15 protein-coding genes and 1 pseudogene are annotated in these 20,940 nt (G+C 44.8%); 4 read left to right on the top strand and 12 right to left on the bottom strand.

What is annotated here, in order from left to right; translation table 11 throughout:
* Positions 1-21: 21 nt before the first annotated feature.
* The 6 genes from MMA19_RS00680 to MMA19_RS00705 form a co-directional block, all read right to left on the bottom strand.
* Positions 22-849: a dipeptide/oligopeptide/nickel ABC transporter ATP-binding protein gene (locus MMA19_RS00680; protein WP_240205227.1), complete on the bottom strand. Its 828-nt coding sequence runs from the start codon at positions 847-849 to the stop codon at positions 22-24.
* Positions 846-1,604, bottom strand: a complete 759-nt coding sequence (locus tag MMA19_RS00685) for an ATP-binding cassette domain-containing protein (protein WP_240205228.1) — start codon at positions 1,602-1,604, stop codon at positions 846-848. Before MMA19_RS00685 ends, MMA19_RS00680 begins: the two co-directional genes overlap by 4 nt.
* Positions 1,605-1,777: 173 nt before the next feature.
* Positions 1,778-3,097 carry an MATE family efflux transporter gene (locus tag MMA19_RS00690; protein WP_240205229.1) on the bottom strand — a complete coding sequence of 440 codons (1,320 nt, stop codon included), beginning with the start codon at positions 3,095-3,097 and terminating at the stop codon, positions 1,778-1,780.
* Positions 3,098-3,295: 198 nt separating this feature from the next.
* On the bottom strand, positions 3,296-4,330 hold the full coding sequence (locus MMA19_RS00695) for a hypothetical protein (RefSeq protein ID WP_240205230.1): 1,035 nt from the start codon (positions 4,328-4,330) through the stop codon (positions 3,296-3,298).
* Positions 4,331-4,489: 159 nt separating this feature from the next.
* Positions 4,490-5,278, bottom strand: a complete 789-nt coding sequence (locus MMA19_RS00700; protein WP_239921715.1) for an IclR family transcriptional regulator — start codon at positions 5,276-5,278, stop codon at positions 4,490-4,492.
* A gap of 103 nt (positions 5,279-5,381) precedes the next feature.
* The gene (locus MMA19_RS00705; protein ID WP_240205231.1) at positions 5,382-6,308 is read right to left on the bottom strand and encodes an SMP-30/gluconolactonase/LRE family protein; all 927 of its coding nucleotides are present in this window, start codon (positions 6,306-6,308) and stop codon (positions 5,382-5,384) included.
* A 246-nt stretch (positions 6,309-6,554) separates the two neighbouring features.
* Here MMA19_RS00705 and MMA19_RS00710 point away from each other — a divergent pair, with 246 nt between their 5' ends.
* From MMA19_RS00710 to MMA19_RS00720, 3 genes are read left to right on the top strand one after another with little or no spacing between them, the layout of a single operon-like run.
* On the top strand, positions 6,555-7,262 hold the full coding sequence (locus tag MMA19_RS00710) for an ABC transporter ATP-binding protein (RefSeq protein ID WP_171393821.1): 708 nt from the start codon (positions 6,555-6,557) through the stop codon (positions 7,260-7,262).
* Positions 7,249-9,729 carry an ABC transporter permease gene (locus tag MMA19_RS00715; protein ID WP_240205232.1) on the top strand — a complete coding sequence of 827 codons (2,481 nt, stop codon included), beginning with the start codon at positions 7,249-7,251 and terminating at the stop codon, positions 9,727-9,729. Before MMA19_RS00710 ends, MMA19_RS00715 begins: the two co-directional genes overlap by 14 nt.
* On the top strand, positions 9,729-10,805 hold the full coding sequence (locus tag MMA19_RS00720) for a lipocalin-like domain-containing protein (RefSeq protein WP_240205233.1): 1,077 nt from the start codon (positions 9,729-9,731) through the stop codon (positions 10,803-10,805). Before MMA19_RS00715 ends, MMA19_RS00720 begins: the two co-directional genes overlap by 1 nt.
* Before the next feature lie 17 nt (positions 10,806-10,822).
* Here MMA19_RS00720 and amrA read toward each other — a convergent pair whose 3' ends face one another.
* Together amrA and amrB are read right to left on the bottom strand one after the other, a co-directional pair.
* Positions 10,823-11,434, bottom strand: coding sequence for an AmmeMemoRadiSam system protein A (amrA, locus tag MMA19_RS00725; RefSeq protein WP_038226637.1), 612 nt, complete (start codon positions 11,432-11,434; stop codon positions 10,823-10,825).
* Complete coding sequence (gene amrB, locus MMA19_RS00730) at positions 11,409-12,212, bottom strand: AmmeMemoRadiSam system protein B (RefSeq protein WP_240205234.1); 804 nt, start codon at positions 12,210-12,212, stop codon at positions 11,409-11,411. The genes amrA and amrB overlap by 26 nt, the downstream gene beginning before the upstream one ends.
* A 69-nt stretch (positions 12,213-12,281) precedes the next feature.
* On the opposite strand from amrB, the pseudogene amrS reads away from it, so the two are divergent.
* Positions 12,282-13,348 (top strand): annotated as a pseudogene (gene amrS / locus MMA19_RS00735) (AmmeMemoRadiSam system radical SAM enzyme).
* 9 nt (positions 13,349-13,357) lie between these two features.
* Here amrS and MMA19_RS00740 read toward each other — a convergent pair.
* The 4 genes from MMA19_RS00740 to MMA19_RS00755 form a co-directional block, all read right to left on the bottom strand.
* Positions 13,358-14,554, bottom strand: coding sequence for an MFS transporter (locus tag MMA19_RS00740; RefSeq protein ID WP_240205235.1), 1,197 nt, complete (start codon positions 14,552-14,554; stop codon positions 13,358-13,360).
* A 67-nt stretch (positions 14,555-14,621) separates the two neighbouring features.
* Positions 14,622-17,117 carry a phosphoenolpyruvate--protein phosphotransferase gene (gene ptsP, locus MMA19_RS00745; RefSeq protein WP_240205236.1) on the bottom strand — a complete coding sequence of 832 codons (2,496 nt, stop codon included), beginning with the start codon at positions 17,115-17,117 and terminating at the stop codon, positions 14,622-14,624.
* A complete protein-coding gene (locus MMA19_RS00750) occupies positions 17,110-19,731 on the bottom strand; it encodes a glycoside hydrolase family 38 C-terminal domain-containing protein (RefSeq protein WP_240205237.1) in 2,622 nt (873 codons plus the stop codon). Before MMA19_RS00750 ends, ptsP begins: the two co-directional genes overlap by 8 nt.
* A gap of 96 nt (positions 19,732-19,827) precedes the next feature.
* Complete coding sequence (locus tag MMA19_RS00755; RefSeq protein ID WP_031494347.1) at positions 19,828-20,940, bottom strand: PTS fructose transporter subunit IIC; 1,113 nt, start codon at positions 20,938-20,940, stop codon at positions 19,828-19,830.

Below are 20,940 nucleotides of genomic sequence, written 5' to 3' on the forward strand. Positions count from 1 at the left end.
TTATGTCTCGGTGATGTTGTGTTAAGTATTCGTTTTTGAATGAATTTGGGCATGAATCAGTGCCTGTGTTGTTGGGTGAACAGGTTGTTCCATGATTTGTTTAACAAAGCCGTGTTCGACGATCTCTCCTTGATCTAAGACCACTATCTCTTCACATAGCGCGATTGCTGCCTTGAGGTCGTGACTGACAAGAAGTAGTTGCAGGTCATATTTTTGCTTTAGCGAGTTGAGCAGTTCGATTATTCGTTGGCGATTTACTGGGTCTAAGCTACTGGTAGGTTCGTCTGCAACAAGTAACTTGGGTTTTACAATGAGCGCACGAGCGATGGCGATTCGCTGTGCCTGACCTGTTGAAAGCTGTTGTGGGTAGAGTGACAACAAGTCCGTGGTCAAGCCAACCTCGTTCAGTGCAATTTGTGCGAGCTGTGGGTGGTTCCCCCCAATTTTGAGGTTTTCTAGTGGTTCAATCAGGATTTGTTCGACTGTGTAATACGGATTTAAACTTGTGTGTGGCTCTTGGGGAACCATTTGTACTTCACTGCAGACCCTCAAACGCTCGCTTGCGTTGTGGAGAGGGAGTGTCCTTCCCGCGATTTGAACGTTTCCTAGTGAAGGTGTCCGTAAACCAAAGAGCAATTCAATAAGCGTAGACTTTCCGGCACCCGATGGGCCAACAATGGCAACGTTTTGATTCTCGATCTGGAGGGAAACATTACTGAGTGCTTTAAATGGTTTTCCACCCAACCATCTAGGAGTAGAGTAGTGGTGCACACTGACATTGCTAAAGCTCACTAAAGTTGAACTTACCTTACTACAACTCATGATAGTCTCTTCGATAATGGCAGTCATTGAAGGAGTCCTTTCAGTGAACGACAAAAATGATGAGAACTGGATTCAAGAGCGACTCGCGGTTCACCATAAGCAGCGACTTTTCCTTCGTCAATAACCAGTAATTTGTCGCAAGCTAACGCACTATTTAGGTCGTGTGTAATCAAAATACCCGCCATATTGGACTGCTTTACGCTTTGGCGAATGAGAATTAATATTTCCTGTTCAGTGACAGGATCGAGAGCACTTGTCGGTTCGTCTGCAATTAGTACTTGAGCTTGGCTTAATAAACCAATAGCAATGCAAATGCGTTGTCTCTGCCCACCAGAGAGTTGGCTAGGATAATTGGTTAATACTATGGCCGGATCGGGAAACCCAAGACGAACAAGTAGATTAACTATGGTGTTCCGATTTCTAGCGCTTGGCTTTGTTTGGTCTCCGGTGAGAGCGAGACAAAGCTGCTTCTCTACAGAAACTAAAGGATTAAGCGCTTGAAGGGCATCCTGAAAAATGAAGGCTGGCCGTTGTTGTGCAGAACGATTAAGCAATGGAATCTTACAGACTTCACTGCCCGCAATTGTTATCGTACCCGATACGGATATGGTGTCTGGAGTAAAGCCCGCAATGGCTTTAGATAGCATGGACTTACCAATACCTGAAGGACCCATTACGGCCAGCATTTCCCCCGCAGATACGTCAAACTGAATGCCTTGAAATAGGATTCGATCTTTACTGCTTATGGATAGTTGATTTATGGCGAGGAGAGGAGGTGTCACGAAAAAACTCTTTAATAATACGTTATAACATAACAATGTTATCATCACGAGTTAGGTAAGAGAAGAGCAATGCACAGATTACGGTGTAGATTTTCTAGCTGGTGTATCACCAGATTAAATCAAAAAAGCACTCAAAAGAGTGCTTCTTGAATAGTATGGTTTTGCGGTTGGGGCTAAGAAATGGTTTGATGACCACACTTTTGCTTAACTTGACCGATGAATGGATAGAGAAAGACGATTCGACCACAATAAAAAATAGTAAAAGCAAGCCATAAACCGTGGTTACCCCATAGTGGAACAGCCAATAACTGCGCCAATAAAAACACCATCAGTGTTGCAATACTGGAGTCTCTGACCGGTCGGGTTGTTCCGGTTCCGGTAAAGATCCCGTAGACCGTTAAGCCGTACCCGGCAACCAAGGGGAATACAATTAGCCAAGCTGCCACTTGGTGATACAAGCTGACGAGTTCTGTTTGTGTCGTGAACAGTAAAACTAAATGCGATTGGAACATCAGCACCAACAGAGTGAGAATTACGATGAAGCCCGATGTCCACTGGAAATTGAGTGTTAGCACTCGATCTAGCATCTTTGGATTGTTTTGTCCGACGGCTTTACCGGCGAAAACACTAGAGGCATTAGCAATACCATCAAACATGTAGCTGACGATAAAAGTAATTTGCATAAGGATGGCGTTAACCGCAAGTACGTCAGCCCCTAGTTGAGAGCCAACTCTTGCCATCATGTTGAAGAAAACCAAAATGCAGACCGTTCTCAACATCAAATCAGTATTCGATGAGACGATCGTTGAGAAGTCGTGCCTACTCATTTTGGCGGAGGAAATAAGGCGAGTTAGAGACATTCCTTGTGTATTGAATACTAACGTCATTCCAATCGCAAATGTCGCGATCTGTGCAATCCAGCTTGCATAAGCCACACCTGCTACACCAAGGTCAAAATACAATACAAATACTGCGTCAAGGACAATATTCAAGACATTGCCAAAGACCTGGGTGTATAAAGTTTCTTTCGCTTTCGCTTGCCCCATCAACCAACCAATAATGGTGTAGTTGAGAAGCACAAACGGAGCACCGAAGATCAAAATACCAAAATAGATTTGGGCTTGTTCAGCTACGGCATTTTCGGGCTCTATTATCCAGAGTGCTCCTTGCCAAATGACGGACTGTAGTAGGATAAAGCTTGCACCGACAACAGCAGCAAGAACAAATGGGCGCATCAAACTATTTGTCATCAATGCGTCATCACCTTTACCTAATGCCATTGCACTTTGGCCCGTTGTACTAACTCGGAAAAAACCGAACAACCAATATAGGGTGTTCATAATGACCGTCCCGATAGCAACGCCACCAATCAGCTCTGTGATACCTAAGTGGCCAATCACAGCAGTATCGACGGCACCCAGCAGAGGCTGAGTGACTGTGGAGATAATAAAGGGCAGAGCAATTTTGAAGTAATCTGAATGAGAAATAGTCATAGCAAAATAGCGGTGCACCAGCAAACAAGAATGTTAGTCGCCAATGAGAATTATTTACATTGCGTGAATGGTAGCGAGATTTATTGTGAATGTCATGGATTGATTCATGTGCAGTTACCAAATGCTCAGGAAACAAGCACCTTTAGATTTCAACCTGCCTGAAGCAGACTCAGGCAGGTTTTACAGCGGGGCTATCGATTACTTAAAGCAGGGTAATACATCCTGCTCAAAATAGGGTTCTTGGTTTACCCAAAACATATAGTTAACATGAAGAAACGACTGAGCGAATGAGTGGAGGGCAGGAACAAGACTTTGTCGTTTATCCACGACGTCAGTATTGTTGGTTTGGCCAATGTAGTTACCATCTTGTATCGCGATACCAAGTGGCACGGTATAGTCATTCTCATGCATCATTGCTAGGGCGTGATTTAATTGTCCGCGTTTTCGCATCATAAGGTCAGGCGCGCCAAGGCCAACGCCTATTTCTTGTCCGTATTGATAAATACTCTTTAAGTAACCTTTATCTTCCCATGGTAGCCATTCACCAACCATAAAGTTGGCGTATTGCATCGTGGTGGAGGTTGGGAACGCGTGTTTCATGGCTCGCATATTATCCTTGAGTCCTTCGACATAACTCGCTTCAGTAAAGCTTGGATCTTTCTCAACGCCAATAGCGGTTTCTTGAAGGTTGATGCCTTCAACTTTTCCATCAAACTGTTTTCCTAATGCGTTGAGGAGTTTCGCGAAACGCGCTCTTACTTTGTTGTCCCAACGTTTTGCCACCCAACCCTCTGGCTCACCGTCGTCTGTGTATTGGTAAACCGCACCACCATCGTATTCCTCAGACAATAGGTAGCTAGGTACACCTTTGTAGCGAGGATCAAACGTCGCGTCCTGAAGCTGAATAAAGAGCTTTTTGCCATGTGCTTTTAGATAGTCATAATCGGCTTGAATCATAGAAAAGTCGTACTGATCTTTCTCTGGTTCTAACATTGCCCACGAGTACATGATTTGCGCACCAGAAAAGCGAGCGTTGTTTAGCAATGGGTGATTGTGTATGGCTTCTCGATCACGTGCAAAGTACACAAAATGCTGAATATTATCTTTTGGGATCGGGCATTTAGCAGAGATATGGTTTTTATATTCGTTGGCATAACGGTCGACAGGGTTGTCCCATTGTGCCTGTGCATGACCAGTGATGAGTAACGCAGCTAAAAAGCAGAGCTTTTTCATAATCTGATGAGTTCCTTGAAATGGCGAGATAGCGAGCGTGAGCAGCTAACGAACTTAGTGAAAAAGAGCTAAGTTTGGTAATTACTGTGCCCCAGTTTAAGGAAGCTTTAGCTATGTGACTGTATGATTAGGTAAAGATGAGTCACACCTTGCTGTTTACTATTTACTATCCGCTAGCTCTTTCATTTCCTGATATACGGCTTCTAGGCTCTGTTGGGCGACACGAAGAATAGGTAGGTAATTTTCGAGATCGGCAACGGTTTTACGGCTCTTTGGACAATGGCAAAATAAGGCTGCCATAAAGTTGCCAAACTGGTCATAAAGAGGAAGTGCTATCGCCACCATGCCATCAATGAACTCTTCATCATCCACGCTGTATCCTCTGCGCTGAATAACGTTTAGCTCCTTTTTTAGGCTCTGCTTGTCGATAATGGTGTTTTTCGCACACTGGCTCAGTTCAATTTTACTCAATACTCGACGTAATTGAGGTGGCGTCAAAGTACTTAAATAAAGCTTGCCGCTGGCGGATGCCCAAAGTGGAGTGGGAAAACCAACCGGAATAACAATCTGCAACGGCCAATTGGTTTGAATTCGGTCGTAGTAGACCATATGCGGGCTAGGGTCATCATTCGCCAAGGCCAAACCGCAGGTTTCCTCTAGTTTACGAGAAAGGCCGTGCAGAATAGCCTGTCGTTGTAGTTTATGCTGATTGGTCCATCTTACATCTAATGCAATAGACAGCATTTGTGAACCCGGATAGAAATGACCGCGTTCATCGGACTGGATGTAGTTTGCGTCATCGAGTTGCTGCAACAATCGGTGGCAAGTAGGCTTGGGAATCCCTGACTCGAAGATAATATCAGAAGCTGAGATAGGACTCTTTGCTTCGCCAATCCGTTCAATAACGTTGATAAGACGATCGACTGAATTTACTTTTTCCGACACCATAGATTCCTTTTAAACGCTCACCCTAAAATAATATCCAATCTCACTGCGTTAACGCAGTCATTTGGGCAGCAAGGCTTTATATTCCCAAAGTATTTTACGAGTTTCAACTGGTTAAAGAGACATTGACTTGATTTGAGTGGGGCAAAATGTCGGTATTGACCCGATACTCTTCTCGTCCTTGAGTTGGCGCATCGAGAATAAAGAGTTCTCCTGAACTGGGATATAACACCGACTCTTGAGTGGTGAGCTCATAATCTGCTGTTGTGACGAATAAGGTATTGAAATCTTCGCCGCCAAAAGTACAGCGCGTAGCGTGCTTAACTGCAAGATTGATTTCACCAAGTTGTGTGGCATGACCTATTTTGTCCTGTGATGGAGTGTAATAGGAAATGATGCCGCAGTCCCAGTGACAGATATACAGGTTTCCGTGGCGATCAACGGACAGCCCATCAGGATAGCCCTTGCACTCATCGAGCTCAACAAACACCGCCTTTTCAATTATTTGGGTCATCGAATCATCGAGTTGATATTCATATACTTTTCTTTGGAACATATTTGAACAGTAGGCGCGTTTGAGTGCTGGGTTAAACGCTATGCCGTTGGCGACGCTGAATCCAGAATCCATTTCAAGCGCGGTGTTCGCCGTTAGTCGGTAAAGCTTGCCATCAGGAGCTTCAAGTTGCTTGTGGTTCATCGAACCAAACCATAAATGACCATTCGGCGCCGTAACCGCATCATTTAAATGAAGCTTAGTTGAACCAAAGCAAGGATCAGCGATAGGAGTAAAATCGTCAAAACTCGAAGTACAATAAAACAGTCCCTGTTTGCTAGCACAAATCCAACCATTGCCCTCACATCGTGCAATCGCCGTGATATCAAAAGGTACGTGAAAGACTTGGGTACTCTGGCTGTGAATCGAATACTCAAAAATCTCACTACCTGCAGCTTCGACCCAGACGAGACTATTGGTGTCGGGCTTCCAAATAGGCGACTCGCCAATGGTTGTTCTAATTCCTTTTACCGAATGCATTTTAACTATCCATATTGATACATTTTGTATCAATATAGTTTAATTTATGGTTCAAAGAACGATTTCTTTCAGGAATATGTGAAATGATGCAGCGGATTAACGAAAACACAATGACTTAGCTAATGAGTGGGCGCAATGCACAAGAAATATCCGTTATAATTTCGATAATTAGCTCGCTCAACAAGGTAAGCATCCGTTACCTTAACGAGTACGTATAAAGTATCCAAACCCAAATAAGGAATCTGGATGGAAAGCTCGATAGTGCCAAGAGCGATGGTTTTACCAAGGCCGGTAGTTGTACTTAAAGATGCGGTCAAAACGTTTATTGACGGCAAAGAATCTCATCACGTATTGGACAGAGTGAACTTGTCGCTGGCGGAAGGAGAGAGCATGGCACTCACTGGCGCAAGTGGTAGTGGCAAGAGCACGCTATTGAATATTTTGGGTGGTTTTGAGCCAATGACCAGTGGGACCTTAGAGTTGGCTGGTGAATTGGCGCAAACGTGGAACGATAAGCAATGGGGCTATTTTCGTCACCACAAGCTTGGCGTAGTCTTTCAGCAATTTAACCTGCTAACGCCGTTAAATGTCCGACAGAATATTGAGTTTCCTTTAAGTTTAAACAAACGGAAGTGGAACGCTTGGTGCGACTATTTAGTCGCTAAATTGGATATTCAACCACTGCTTGAACGCCATGTTTCTGCGTTATCAGGTGGTCAGCAACAACGAGTGGCGATTGCAAGAGCGTTGGCGCATCAACCCGCATTGCTTTTGGCAGATGAACCCACCGGAAACCTTGACCAGAAAGCGGGTTTGGAAGTGATGCGACTGTTAGAAGATATTACCCGCGAAGGAAATACGTCAGTTTTGCTTGTCACTCACAGCGAAGAATGTGCAGCGTTTATGCAGCGACGTTGCCGTTTAGAAAACGGATTGCTTTATGAAACACCGTAAAGGAACCCATCTACGCGTTGCTCTGTCCATTTCTGCGGCTCACTATCGTCAAGCGCCTTTACAGGCACTCGCTATTCTTATCGGCATTATTTTGGCAGTGACGTTGTTTGTGGCCGTGCAAGCGATCAATTTAAACGCCAAACGCAGTTACGCGGAATCGGCAGAGTCGCTTAGCGTCAAGGCGCATTATCTAGTTATTCCAATGTCTGGACAGCGCTATCTTCCTGAATCCGTGTATTTTTCATTACGTCAATCTGGATTGAGCCAATCGTTGCCAATACTTGAGGGTCGAGTGAGAGATGATACTGGGCGACGTTATTCTATCCAAGGAAGTGACATTGTAGCGGCGGTCACTTCACGCTCTCGATTACAGTCCGAGAGTGATGATGTGTCTTTATCTAATTCAGCATTGCCTCTGGCTAATTTGATGAATGGCGAACCTTTTGTCATTGTAAGCGAAACTCAGTATCAAAGGATGGGCGGCACTAAGACTGCGGTTTTGGACGACGTTGCTATCCAGTTTGTTGTAGTACCCGACGAATGGCAGTTGGGAAGTCGCTTGCTGGTGGATATCAGCTTTGCCCAACGTTTGCTGAACAAACAGGGGCTGCTCAGCTACATTGCAATATTAGATAACAAGGTGGCGGACGATACTAAGTGGCAAGCGTTGATATCAGGCGAAGCACAATGGGTTGCCAATACAAAAAGCTCAGACCTTGGTTCACTGACAGAGAGCTTTCACCTCAACCTCACTGCAATGAGTATGTTGGCATTTCTGGTTGGGTTATTCATTGCCTACAACGGTGTGAAATACAGCTTACTGAAACGCAATCGGCTGTTAGTGCAAATGCAGCAAGCGGGACTCACACCTAACACGGTTTTCTTGGCGCTGATTTTAGAACTGGTGCTTTTGGTCACTGTAGGCACCAGTCTTGGGTTTATCTTTGGTATCCAATTAAGTCATTGGTTACATCCCACGGTAGCACTCACCTTAGAGCAGCTTTACGGCGCAACGTTATTGCCGGGAACATGGCAATGGCAATGGTGGGCTCAGGCATTGCTACTTACGTTAGTAGCGGCATTGTTCGCTTGTTGGCATCATTTTAAACAGAGGGTACAACAACCCTTATCCTCCCACGGCGGATTCTATCAATCTCCTGAACAGAGCAATGAAAACCGCTTGATGATCGTTGGGCTGATACTTGTGGTGGTGGCACTCATTGGCCTTTGGTTGAGTAGTTATTTTCGCTTAACGATGTTCTGGCTGGGTGTGTTTATTGTTGCGATTCCAATGTTGCTGCCCAAGTCTCTTGGCCTGCTGGCTCGAATAGCAGAACGTAAAACCTCTACAGGGTTGGTCCAGTACCTGTTTGCGGAATTGCGGGAACTGATTGCACCTTTGTCTTTGGCTATGATGGCGCTGTTGTTGGCTATTACCGCTAACATAGGAATGAACACCTTGGTGGGCAGTTTCGAGTCGACATTGAAACATTGGCTAGAGCAGCGCCTGCATGCGGATATTTATGTCAGTCCTGCACAAAGTGACATGACTAAAGTCGAGCAGACGTTAGCTCATTTCGACGGCGTGGAAGAGGTCTATAAGCAATATTATGTGCAATCTAACGTCAGTGGGCTGCCCACACGATTAGGTACCAAAGATCGTATAACCTTAGAACAAACCATGGTATTTCAATCACAAGTCAATGATTTTTGGTCCCGTTTCTATGCTGGGGATGTCGTGGCTATCAGTGAGCCGATGGCAGTGAAACTGGGGTTAGTACTGGGAAGTGAGCTGCCAGGAGATTTTATGTCTGGCATGACACTGACTGTCGGTGCCATTTTTTATGATTATGGTTCGCCCGATGGCGAAGTGCTTATCTCGCCTGAGTTATGGCAATCACAAGGGTTCTCGATGGTGCCAAGCAGTTTAGGTGTGAAGGTGAGCGGTAACCGCGAAGCTATGCAGCAAGCATTAAAAACCAAACTGAATTTACACTCCAGTCAATTGTTTGATCAGGCAGAAATTAAGGCGATTGCGCTCAATATATTTGCTCAAACCTTTGCTATTACCAGCGCTCTCAATGGTGTGACGTTACTCGTCGCTGTTATCGGCTTATTTACTTCCTGTTTTATGCTACTGGAAGCTCGCAAAGCAGCTATCGCTCGGCTTTATGCACTGGGCGTCAATAAATCGCAATTGTTTGTTATGGTGGTAGGACAAATGGTCACTTTAGTGCTGTTCACATTATTGGTTGCCTTGCCACTGGGCGCATTAGTCGGTTATGTGCTGACTGATATTGTGACATTGAGAGCATTTGGTTGGAGTTTGAACTTTGTTTGGAGCTGGATGGATGTGGCTCGCCTTGCGACTATAACCGTAGTCGTGACCATCGTCGCGACCATTATTCCTTTGTGGCGTTTGGTGACACGTCCTGTGGTCGCAAGTTTGCAAAGCGAGGTACTGTAATGTTCAAACAGATGATGGCGATATTGTCGGCTCTAATCCTTATTGGTTGCGGTGAACCTGACGCTCCAAGTTTTGGTCAAATGTTAGGCTCCGATGATGGTCAATTTGAAGAGGTCAAAGGTGGTCGCATCCTTTCTTTTCCAGAAGATCATCAAGCCCACAACGACTTTCGTCAAGAGTGGTGGTATCTCACGGCAAACTTACAGGATGCCGAAGGCCGAGAATATGGTATTCAATGGACACAGTTTCGCTTGGCGGTGAGTTCTGAGGCACCAGCGAATGAAAATGGATGGCAGAGTCAGCAGATCTTTATGGCGCACAGTGCGATTACTACCCCTGATATTCATCTTGCAGATGAGAAGTGGTCTCGCCAGCACCCAGAAATAGCGGACGTATCAAGCGAACCGTTTCGAGTCTTTATTGATGATTGGCAATGGACTTCCACAACCAACGATATTTTCCCTGCGACCCTTGATGTCGCATCAAACCAATTTGGCTATCAATTGTCATTGACTCGAACCGCTCCCTATCAAAAACAAGGTGATGAGGGTTATAGCGAGAAAAGCGCTGACGGAAAGGTTGCATCGTACTATTACAGCCAGCCCTTTATCGACGTTCATGGTACTGTATCGATTAATGGAGAAAGCCATCACGTATCTGGACAAGGCTGGATAGACCGAGAGTGGAGCTCTCAATTTTTGCTCGATTCTCAACAAGGATGGGATTGGTTCGCAATACGGTTAGACGAAGCAACGAGTTTGGTGGTCTTTCAATTGCGTGATGCTGCGACCGGACAAGCGACTTATTCCTATGGGCGATTAATGTATAAAGATGGTCGAGGCATTACTTTGACTCAAAACGATCTAGAACTGTCAGCCGTTCAACAAACCGTAATCGAAGGCCAATCATACCCGACGCAATGGAAACTAATAGTCGTGTCGCAGGGTATTGACGTAAAGCTTTCAGCACTTAATCCTAACGCCAAAATGCCACTTTCCGTCCCATATTGGGAAGGCCCAATTATCGTTGAAGGCTCTCATCAAGGTAGAGGATATATGGAGCTCACTGGTTATTAATCAAAGCGTTAGAATATCTATAGCCTGCGGAATGGGCGGCTTAATGCTTGCACTTCGAAAGTGGCGACTTGTATCGAATCACTCCAAAAATCTAGAGACCACCCGGCTTTTTGTTTTAGGTGTCCTAAGAATTGAGCCGGATTAGGGAGTTGTTCCCAAACTTGGGGTAAGAATAACGCGCCTTTTTTTCCGTCCTTTAACGTCACGCCGCACTGGTGCAAGGAAAGGTGCTGTAGTAAGTCTTGTTCCGAATCAACGTGCAGGAGTTCGGGTTGTGTCAGTACGGAAACCTCAATGTTAAGCGCTTCGGCTTGATGTTTTTGAAGAGGGGTAAATCGTCTATCTTGGCAAGCCGCTGCCCAAGCTTTTCTCTCTACTTCTAGTACTAAGGGAATCTGTGCCACTGTTGTGCCAATGCAGCCTTGCAGCTGATTGTTTACGGTTAGCGTGACAAAGCAAGCCCCGGGTAAAGCCAAACTTTCTGGGTAATCTTGTACCAGTACTTTCGGTAGCGGTAGTTCATTCAAATAGCAATGAATGGTGTGTTCAACCACGTCGAGCAACATAGAAAGCTCGCTATGGGTTAGAGTACTTTTCGATGGATTAGCGGCAGATTGTGTAACTGACATAACCAACGACCCTTTGTTTATCACCATATTCAGTGTCTCCGGAATTAATCAAAGTGAGACGCTGTAACTGGTATTGTTTGGTTGAAATAAGATGGATTACGGCATTAACACCGGTTGAACCGCACGCTTCGTGTGGGGTAATCGTCGTCATGCCTGACTCAATTTTGTTGCAGGTCTGCCGGTCAAGTAGTTGGCACTCAGAATAGCGATGAAAGTGACTAAGATCAGTGCTGATCACCAATAAGGTCTTGCTGTCCCATATTGGCTCAATAAGTTTGGCAATCTCTAAGGCTCTAACTTGTCCTGTGACGATGGGCAGCAGTTGAAAGTCATCCAATACCGTTTGAAGAAAGGGAAGTTGTACTTCCAAGCTATGTTCTTGAGCATGTGCTTGATCGTTAATCGATACCATGGAATTGTCGGCAAGTAACTTGACACAATCTCGGTCAATACTCACGCAGCCTAGAGGTGTTTCAAAGGCACCCACAGAAGGTAATGCACATCCGTGAAACGCGACTCGATGACTAGGACCAACTAAAATCACTCGTGAAAACTGCTGTGCGACAGATTGCAACTGATGGTACGCTAATCCTGCTGTTTCTCCTGAAAATACATAGCCTGCGTGTGGAACAATAAGTCCTCGCAGATCATTCTGAACGTTACATGTCTCTGCGTCTCTGACGTTAGGGCCAGTCAATAACTGGTTTACCTGTCTAGTGAGTTGCTCGGTATCCTTGTTATAAAAACGGCCCGCGACAGCAGGAGGTCTAATCGTCATTTTTCCACTCATATAACATCAAATGTATATACTCATTAGTATAGTTTTTGTACTGAATGAAGGTGTGAGATGGAACCAGTTAACGCCAATCACCGTACACAATTTTGGCATTTGCAGGACGATGGAAGAGTCACGTGCACGGTTTGCCCTCGTTTTTGCACCCTCAGAGAAGGCAAGCGCGGCGCATGCTTTGTTCGTCAAGCCATTGATGGTGAGATAGTGTTAACCACCTATGGGCGTTCGAGTGGTTTTTGCATTGACCCTATAGAGAAAAAGCCTCTCAACCATTTTTATCCGGGTAGTTCAGTACTCTCTTTTGGGACTGCTGGGTGTAATTTAGGGTGCAAGTTTTGCCAGAACTGGAATATCAGTAAGTCTCGTCAAATTGACACGTTAGGTAGTCAGGCAAGTCCTGAACAAATAGCCTTAACAGCGACGAAACACCAAAGTGACAGCATCGCTTTTACCTACAACGATCCAGTGATTTTTCTTGAATATGCTGTCGATACGGCGCTTGCATGTAAGGAGGCAGGAGTAAATACCGTTGCAGTTTCGGCAGGCTACATGTGTGAGAAGCCACGAGAAACCTTCTACTCAGTGATGGACGCTGCCAACATTGATCTCAAAGCTTTTACTGAGCGTTTCTATCTGGGCAACTTGCTCCGGTATTAGATACGTTGAAGTATCTTAAGCATGAAACCGATGTTTGGTTTGAAATTACCACTCTGCTTATCCCCGACGAAAACGACAGCTCGGCTGAAATCGATGCCATGACCCAGTGGGTCATGGACAATTTGGGACCTGAAGTGCCACTTCATTTCACTGCATTTCATCCAGACTTCAAAATGCTCGATAAAACGAGAACACCAGCGGACAGTTTAGTCAGAGCGCGAAACATAGCGCTTAATAACGGTCTTCACTATGTCTATGTGGGCAATGTACACGATGAAGCTTGCAGCAGTACCTATTGCCCAAGTTGTCATAATAAAGTGCTCTCACGTAACTGGCACCAACTCGGCGATTGCGCACTAACTAGCTCTGGCGTTTGCCACCACTGTGGCCACCAAATTGCAGGACGTTTCGCGAAATGCGACAAGCCGTGGGGAAGAAAGCGGATACCAGTTCAAGTGAGATAAGATACGTTGCTATGCGGTCACGATGGACAGTCCTCGCTTTTTGGCGATGAAGGCGAACGAAGCAATGAAGGCATAACAGAGGACAGGAATGAGGTAACTAGTAGGGACATCAAACCTTGTAATTAGCGTTGCTTGCATCATAGGGATAATTCCGCCACCAATACCGCACATGATGAGAATCGCTGATGCTGCACCACTTGCATCACCGAGCCCTGAAACCGTTCGAGAAAATATGATTGGATACATAAATGAATTGCACAGACCAATCATTATTAGAGCGACTCCGCCAAAAAGCGACGGCGATAAGATAGCAACTGAAAGTAATATCATCGCAATACACGCACCAGAGAACAACGTGTTCATCGCAGAAAGACGTTGGGCAAAAATGCTGTATCCAAAACGACCAAGCAGGGAGCCAGCCCAGTATAAGCTCATTAATGTAGCGGCAACTGGAGCACTGAATCCTCCAATGTTGGGATCAGAAAGGTAACTTATCGTGACGGTACCAATCGACACCTCGACCCCTACGTAAACAAAGATAGTTGCAGCACCAAAAATAAACTGAGGCTGGTGACGTAAGGTAGCCAGATGACATAGAATTTTCACGCTCTCTGCGCTTCGATAATCGGTTATCGATGAGGAGTACAAAGTACAGGCAAGCAAAACAAGCAATGCGGATAAAACTAAGTAAATGTTGGATAGTCCGATGGAAATCATAGCGACTCCAAGAACAATAGGACCGATAGTTGTACCTAACGAATTGAACGTTGAAGCGATCGTTAACCTCTTAGTTTCGTTCTGGTCGTTACTGGTTCTGATGATGTACGGGTTAGCAACAACCTGCAAAGCAGCTACTCCCATAGCGGTTATAAAAACGGCACTTAACGCGAAGACAAAACTTTCAGCATAAAGACTGATACACAAACAGAGCGAGCCCAAAAATGTGAGCATAAGCGCTACCGTCAGGCTTAATTTATACCCTTTACGGGCCATTAAAGCAGAAGTAGGAATGCTTATGGCAAACGGAGCAAAATAAAAGGCCAGTTGAACAAGCATCGATTGTTCGTAGCTTAGTGAAAATGTCGATTGAAAATAGGGGACTAATATACTGTTTGCAGAAGTTAGTAGACCCCAACTGAAAAACACAGCAGATAACAAAATTAAAGATTGAGATGATTTGGAAGCCACTGAAACATAGGCCCACATTTCTGTGGACCTCCTCCGATGAATACTGATGGTTAATTGCTTATCAGCAATCAGATAAGAACAAGCTTTAGGCGTTGATTGCGTTATTCAAAATGTCGATGACTTGCTTCCGTTCATGGGCTTGCTGCAAAGAGGTACGGAAGTCTTCATGCATGAGTTTGCGTGCGATTTTAGAGAAAATCTTCATATGTGAATCCTTACCCTCTTCAGTGACAGTAAGCATGATAATAATATCAACATCGACATCCTCGCCCCAAGAGATAGAGTTGTCTAAGGTGAGAACGGAGACGCTGTTATGAGAGACACTGGAAGATTTACAATGAGGAATCGCTACTGAAAATCCTAGTGCGGTTGAAAACACGGCTTCTCTGTCCCAAATCGCTTTTTCAACCTCATTTGCACAACCTGTGCGTTCGTTAATCTCTAAGTTATCGCAAAGTAGCTTTATGGCTTCTTCTTTCGATCTAGTAGATTGTTGAGTAAATACGAGCGCTTCATCGAGTGTTTCTTTGCCGTCACTGCTGTTGTAAAACGTTGCGACACGCGCTTTCACTTGCTCGCTATTCGTTAAGGTAAGTACTTCATTAACTAAAGCTTCACACTCGTTTACGTTAAGTCGAGTTAAGGCACGTTTGCTTGTGGCAATTTTCGAGGCTCCCATAGAAAACTGTGTGAGCCCACAACCCAATAACAAGGGTTGCGCGATAGGGTCAGCAGCGAACTCGCCACACAGACTAACCTCTAACTTGGCCACTTTTGCCGAACCAATCAGCTGCTTTAGAAATGCGATAAAGGCTGGGTTTAAGTGGTCGTATAGGTCAGCGATGGTTTTGTTTCCTCGGTCACACGCAAAGAAGTATTGTGCTAGGTCGTTACTACCAATAGAAATGAAATCGATGAACTCAGATGCTTGGTCGAAGATGTAAGCAATGGATGGAACCTCAGCCATTGCACCAAGACGGATATTGCCTAACTCATGCCCTTCATTGGCAAGTTCGATAGCCAGTTCGTCAATGAGTTCTCTGCACCAAATGATTTCGTTAAGTTTAGAAATCATAGGCACCATGATAGACACTTCACCAAAACAACTGGCTCTAAGTAATGCACGAAGCTGAGAGCGTATAATGGCGTCATATTGAGGGTACATTCTGACAGCACGATAACCTAAGAAAGGGTTGTCTTCTGCTGGAAAACCCATATAAGCACAAGGTTTGTCACCGCCTATATCTAGAGTTCGAATAACCACCTTGTTACCTTGGCTATGTTTCACAACATTTGAATAATGTTGGAATTGCTCCTCCTCTGAAGGTGGAGTGGTACGCTCGCAGAACAGCATCTCAGTTCGATATAGCCCAATACCATCTGCACCAGACGAATAGATACCCTCAGCTTCTTCGCTTGAGACGATATTGGCGAGAACGTTAACCTTTTCTTTATCGAGTGTCGTTACTTTAAGATCCTTAAACTCTGCGGTTTGAGCCGAAAGTGCGTTGAGTTTTTTGCGCTCTAGTTGATAGAACGCATCACAAGCCACGTTACTCTCTAAAATCAATGCGCCATTAATGGCATCAACAACGAGCCGTTGGCCTTGGATAATCTGCTGAGTGAGGTTTTCTATTCCGACCAAAACAGGAATATTAAAAGAGCGTGCCAAGATTATAGTGTGAGAAGTGCTGCCTCCTTCACCCATCACAATACCTTGAATTAGTGCTTTTGGAAGAGCAAGAAGCTGACTTGGGGTGAGTAGCGTGTCTGAGACCAAAATAGTTGGTGCTGTGATCGTCGGCATTTGACTCAGATCTTCATCGCGAACGATATTAGCAAGTTGAAGAGCGATATCTTTGATATCGAGCGCTCGTTCTTTCAAATAGTCACTAGCGCTATTTTCTAGTGGCGCACATAACTTGTCGCATGCATTTGCGATCGCATCAAGAGTGTTTAACGCATTATTATGCATCATTAGAGCACGACCTAGCTCTTCATCTTGGGCAATTTTCAAATGTGCTTCGAGTATCTCTTTACATTCGCCTTCAGAGCTAGCTTGCTTCTTCAAAAGGTTTAGTTGTAACGCTTTCAAAGCGCTCTGTAATTCACTCTCGATACAAGATGACGTCTGGCTTGGTAATGCAGCGGCCATTTTTCTAAGGTCAGTTTGTTGCCAGAGAGTAGCACTAGCCTCACCCAAACCGACTGAAGCAACGGTACCTCGTACATAACGAGGTGCTGCACGCATTAAACCCACAGGAAGTGGTTGTTCGCTTAATTGGACATTCTGTGTGTCTATCGCATTGTCGATATGGCTGAGTTCAGTATCAACAAATGCTTGAAAAAAGATAAGTGCCTCGTTGGCGTCTGAGCCAGTGAAAATAAACTGGCAATGATCGCCTTCCAAGATATCGGCACTAATCATAGACAAGACACTTTTCGCATTAGCAGTTTTATCTTTTGAGCTGTTGACTAAGAGAATGTCACAGTTGAATCGATTTGCTCGTAGCTCAATTTCTTTGGCAGGTCGCGCATGTAAACCATTTGGTAGTGGGCAGATAAAATTAAGATTAGTCATTGTCGTTTCTCATAGTGCTTTTGGTTGCAAGGCTTATTGTTACTGGTCGGCATGGTGGTATGTCTGCCGTTTGTTCTACTGGGCTATGTTCGTCTAGTTGAACATTTTGGTATGAGTAAAGAGTTTGAATATCGCCAAATTCGCACGAAGATAAAGTAGGGTTGAAAGCCCGTAAAATAATCTGTTCGGAGTGCTCAGATTTCTTTAATGTGCTGAAGTGCAGAGAGTTGTTCCATTCGACTAGGCTTTGTGATTCTGGGACGACAAGCGTTGTAGGGTTGAGTCTGAATCTTGCCCAGTCAGTGCCGACATGGCTGATGACGGGTGTATTGATACACTCAACGGTTTGCCAGTACTCAGTTTCCCTTTCACTACAGAAAGGAACCAGAGAAAGAGAGAACTGATGACGGCCTTGAATTTGAGAGTCAGGAGCAGGAAGGACCATACCAGAGGCACGACCTGGTCGATAAGTGAGATTTGCTTGTCCAAGCCAACCAACGCTACGTAGTAGGGTAATAGCAATAGAGTTAGGTGTGTCTTGATGAAACTCATACTCGCGTAAGCCTTTCGTGACAACACCTAACCCTCGCGACGCATTACGATGTAGCACCATTGATTGCATCGGATAGTTAGCAACAGGTGCTTCGGTCCACGATTCTTGTTGCCAGATATCAAGCTCACCCGGTACGTTCTCTCGAGTGACCAAGCCAAATGGTTGGTCTGCCACATGTTGTGAGCACTCTATACCAGTAGGGAAGTTGATTTGTAAGCGGTGGTCCAAAACACAGTTATCTAAATCAACGTCTACATCAATGGCAGGACGGTCATTACGTAGAGTGATTTTGAGAGAAATAGGAAGTCGAGTTGAAGCAACGTGTTGCTTTCTCTCATCAAGGTTTTTAGGAAGCACCATGGAGAAACTTAATGTCATGGTTGACGTTAATACGCCTGTTTCTACAAACACGGTGTGTTCGGCGCTCTTACTGCTAATTATCCAATCATTGAGGAGTGGAGAAAAATTGTAGTTGTCACCTTCGTCAGAACCATCACAGATTTCGAACAGGTTCGGGTATTGAGCGCCATTCCTATGGTCGACAAGATGCAGTGTACCGTTAGTTTGGTATTCAAGCGTGAACCATTGGTTACTGATTACTGATTCTTTGCGGCGGATTGTGTCAGAGTTAGTTGCACTTAGCTTATCTTCTTGAAGGTAAATCGTTGTATAACCACATGCAGGGATATCTTTAACACTCACCATCATGGAGATCTTTCTATACCAAGTTGTTGTTGTGTTATTCGAGAGTTCCTGAATGATCGTCGACATATCTTGTTGTGATTCGTCAATGATTTGATATTGCAGTTCGTTACCTTGCTGATCGACGATGTTAAATTGGTCAGACGGGGTGTAGATGGTAACTTCAACTAAACTGTCACGTTTTTTCGGAATACTATTGAAGACTACGATTTTTGTGCCATCGACAGAGGCTTGAATACCTTGCGTTAACTTTCTGAAGTTGAGTTCTAACAATTGCTCAGCGGTTTCGATGCCTGACAAAAGACGATTAAGAACCATTGCATTTACACGGTCTGAGTTGCAACCACCAATACTATCGTGTGCATGACTTTTCATGGCTTCACGCCAGATCTGATTAACGGCATTTTGTGGGTAAGGCAGTCCATTTGTGTAGTTTAATGCCAGCAAAGGCTCCAAATAACGACTGACTAGGGTTTCTAACTTTTCGTTCGCGAGCTTAATATCCATTCGTGTCGAGAAAATGCCACGATGAATTCTCATATACTTAGGATCGAGCATTTCACCTTTGAAGCAATTTAGAGTGGGAGCCGATGTAGCAAGTGCATCGAAATAGTCATCGAAAGAACTGTTCACAAAGTGAAATTCATCTTGGGTTTGGTTGGCATGATCAAGAAGGCTAACTACCTGAAACTCAAAAGGTGATTGGTCATTGCCATTCGGAAGCATGACGTGCTCACTCGCTGCAAACTGGCATTGCTTTCGTGCATTGGAAGTAATAGCTTCGGTAAAACTCATAGGGTCAGTAGGTAACCATTTTGAACACCCATAACCCCATGGAAAGACTGCTGTTGTTATCTTACTCCCGTCTTGGCTCTGCCATTGAAATTCTGTATTGGCGACGAGTCGTTCAGACCAACCACGCCATAAAACTGCTCTATCAATATTGAATTGATTTAACAGCATTGGTAGTTGTTCTGTTTGCCCAAAGGAATCAGGAACATAGCCGATTTTCATCGCTTGACCATATTTCTCACAGTCGCTCATCCCAAGTAGTAGGTTACGCGTAATTGACTCAGCACTGACGGTGAGAAAGTCCGTTTGAGTATACCAGGGGCCAATCAATATTCTCTGGTTTTTGATAAGAAATTCTAATCGTTCTTTGTGTTCTGGTGCAACTTGTAAATAGTCGTCTAATACAACAGTTTGAGCATCTAATACAAAAGGTCCTATATTATTATCTCGTTCCAGATTAGACATTAAATCGTCCATAAAATAATAAAGTAGTGCTTTTGAATCGTTCTCAGTAAAATACCATTCGCGATCCCAGTGGGTATGCTGAATTAAATGAATAGTTTTCATAAGGCGTGATTAACCCCAGAGCATGGGCTCTAATAGTTTTATAATGAAGGTATATCTCAGGGCTAGGTGACTAGCCCTGAACTAAGAAGAATTTGCTTAACGGGAAACGGTAAATTTAGGTGCGTTTTCCGTTTTGTCCTGCTTTGTCATTTGTTCTCCGTTGAAAACTAACAGGGAGCCTACGGCAATGATGGCTGAACCCGTTGCAATTGCTAAGACGTAAACAAACCAGCTTTCAACAGCAAGCCAGCCGTAGAATCCTGAGATTGGCGCTTTGTTTACGGCTCCTAAGCCTACAGCCATAGCGGCACCAACGGCAGAGCCCAAAACGTTTACTGCGATGATCTTTGGATTAGCCAGTGCAAAGGGAATAGCGCCCTCTGACACACCGATTAGCCCCATCAATGTTGAGGCTTTGCCTGCTTCTTGAAGTGATGCGGGAAAGCGAGACTTCCAGATTAACGTCGCAACACCAATGCCAATTGGCGGAATAATAATGGCGACTTGGGCTGCTGTATTTGGGTCATAAATGCCGGATGCTAATAGAGCCATAGCAGTAGTTACTGCCGCTTTATTGATCGGACCGCCAAGGTCAAAGCCAACCATACCACCGACTACCGCCGCAAGAACGATTTTGTTGCCGTCAGACATAGAGAGTAGCCATGTTTCTAGACCTCTATTCAATGCCGCCATTGGGTCGCCGATTACGTAAGACATTAGTGCGCAAACGAGCAGAGTACCGCCAACAGGAATAATAAAGATTGGTCCGGCGGAGGCTAGTGACTTTGGTAGCTTAATTTTGGTTGCTAGATACTTGACGATATAACCTGCGAGAAGGCCTGCTGCAAGCGCCCCCAGGAAACCAGTACCGATTTTACCGGCAAGCAAACCACCAATCATACCTGGGGCTATCGCCGGCTTATTAGCGATAGCAAACGCGATGTATCCCGCAACAACAGGTAACATTAGCGATAATGCCATACCACCGAAGCCGTCAAAATCGTGGAACAGTCTGACTAGTTGATGTACCGACTCGGCGTGACTGCCATCCCAAATGTTATCGACACCATAAAACGAGGCACCGATACGAGCAATTCCCATCAGTACCGCGCCGGCAATGATGAAAGGGAGCATATATGACACACCGGTCATGATGGCATTCTTAATTTCAGTACCTACTGATTTTTGTCCTGCATTGAACTGGCTCAT

It is taken from the genome of Vibrio sp. CyArs1 (genome assembly GCF_022432925.1).
Classification (GTDB): domain Bacteria; phylum Pseudomonadota; class Gammaproteobacteria; order Enterobacterales; family Vibrionaceae; genus Vibrio; species Vibrio mediterranei.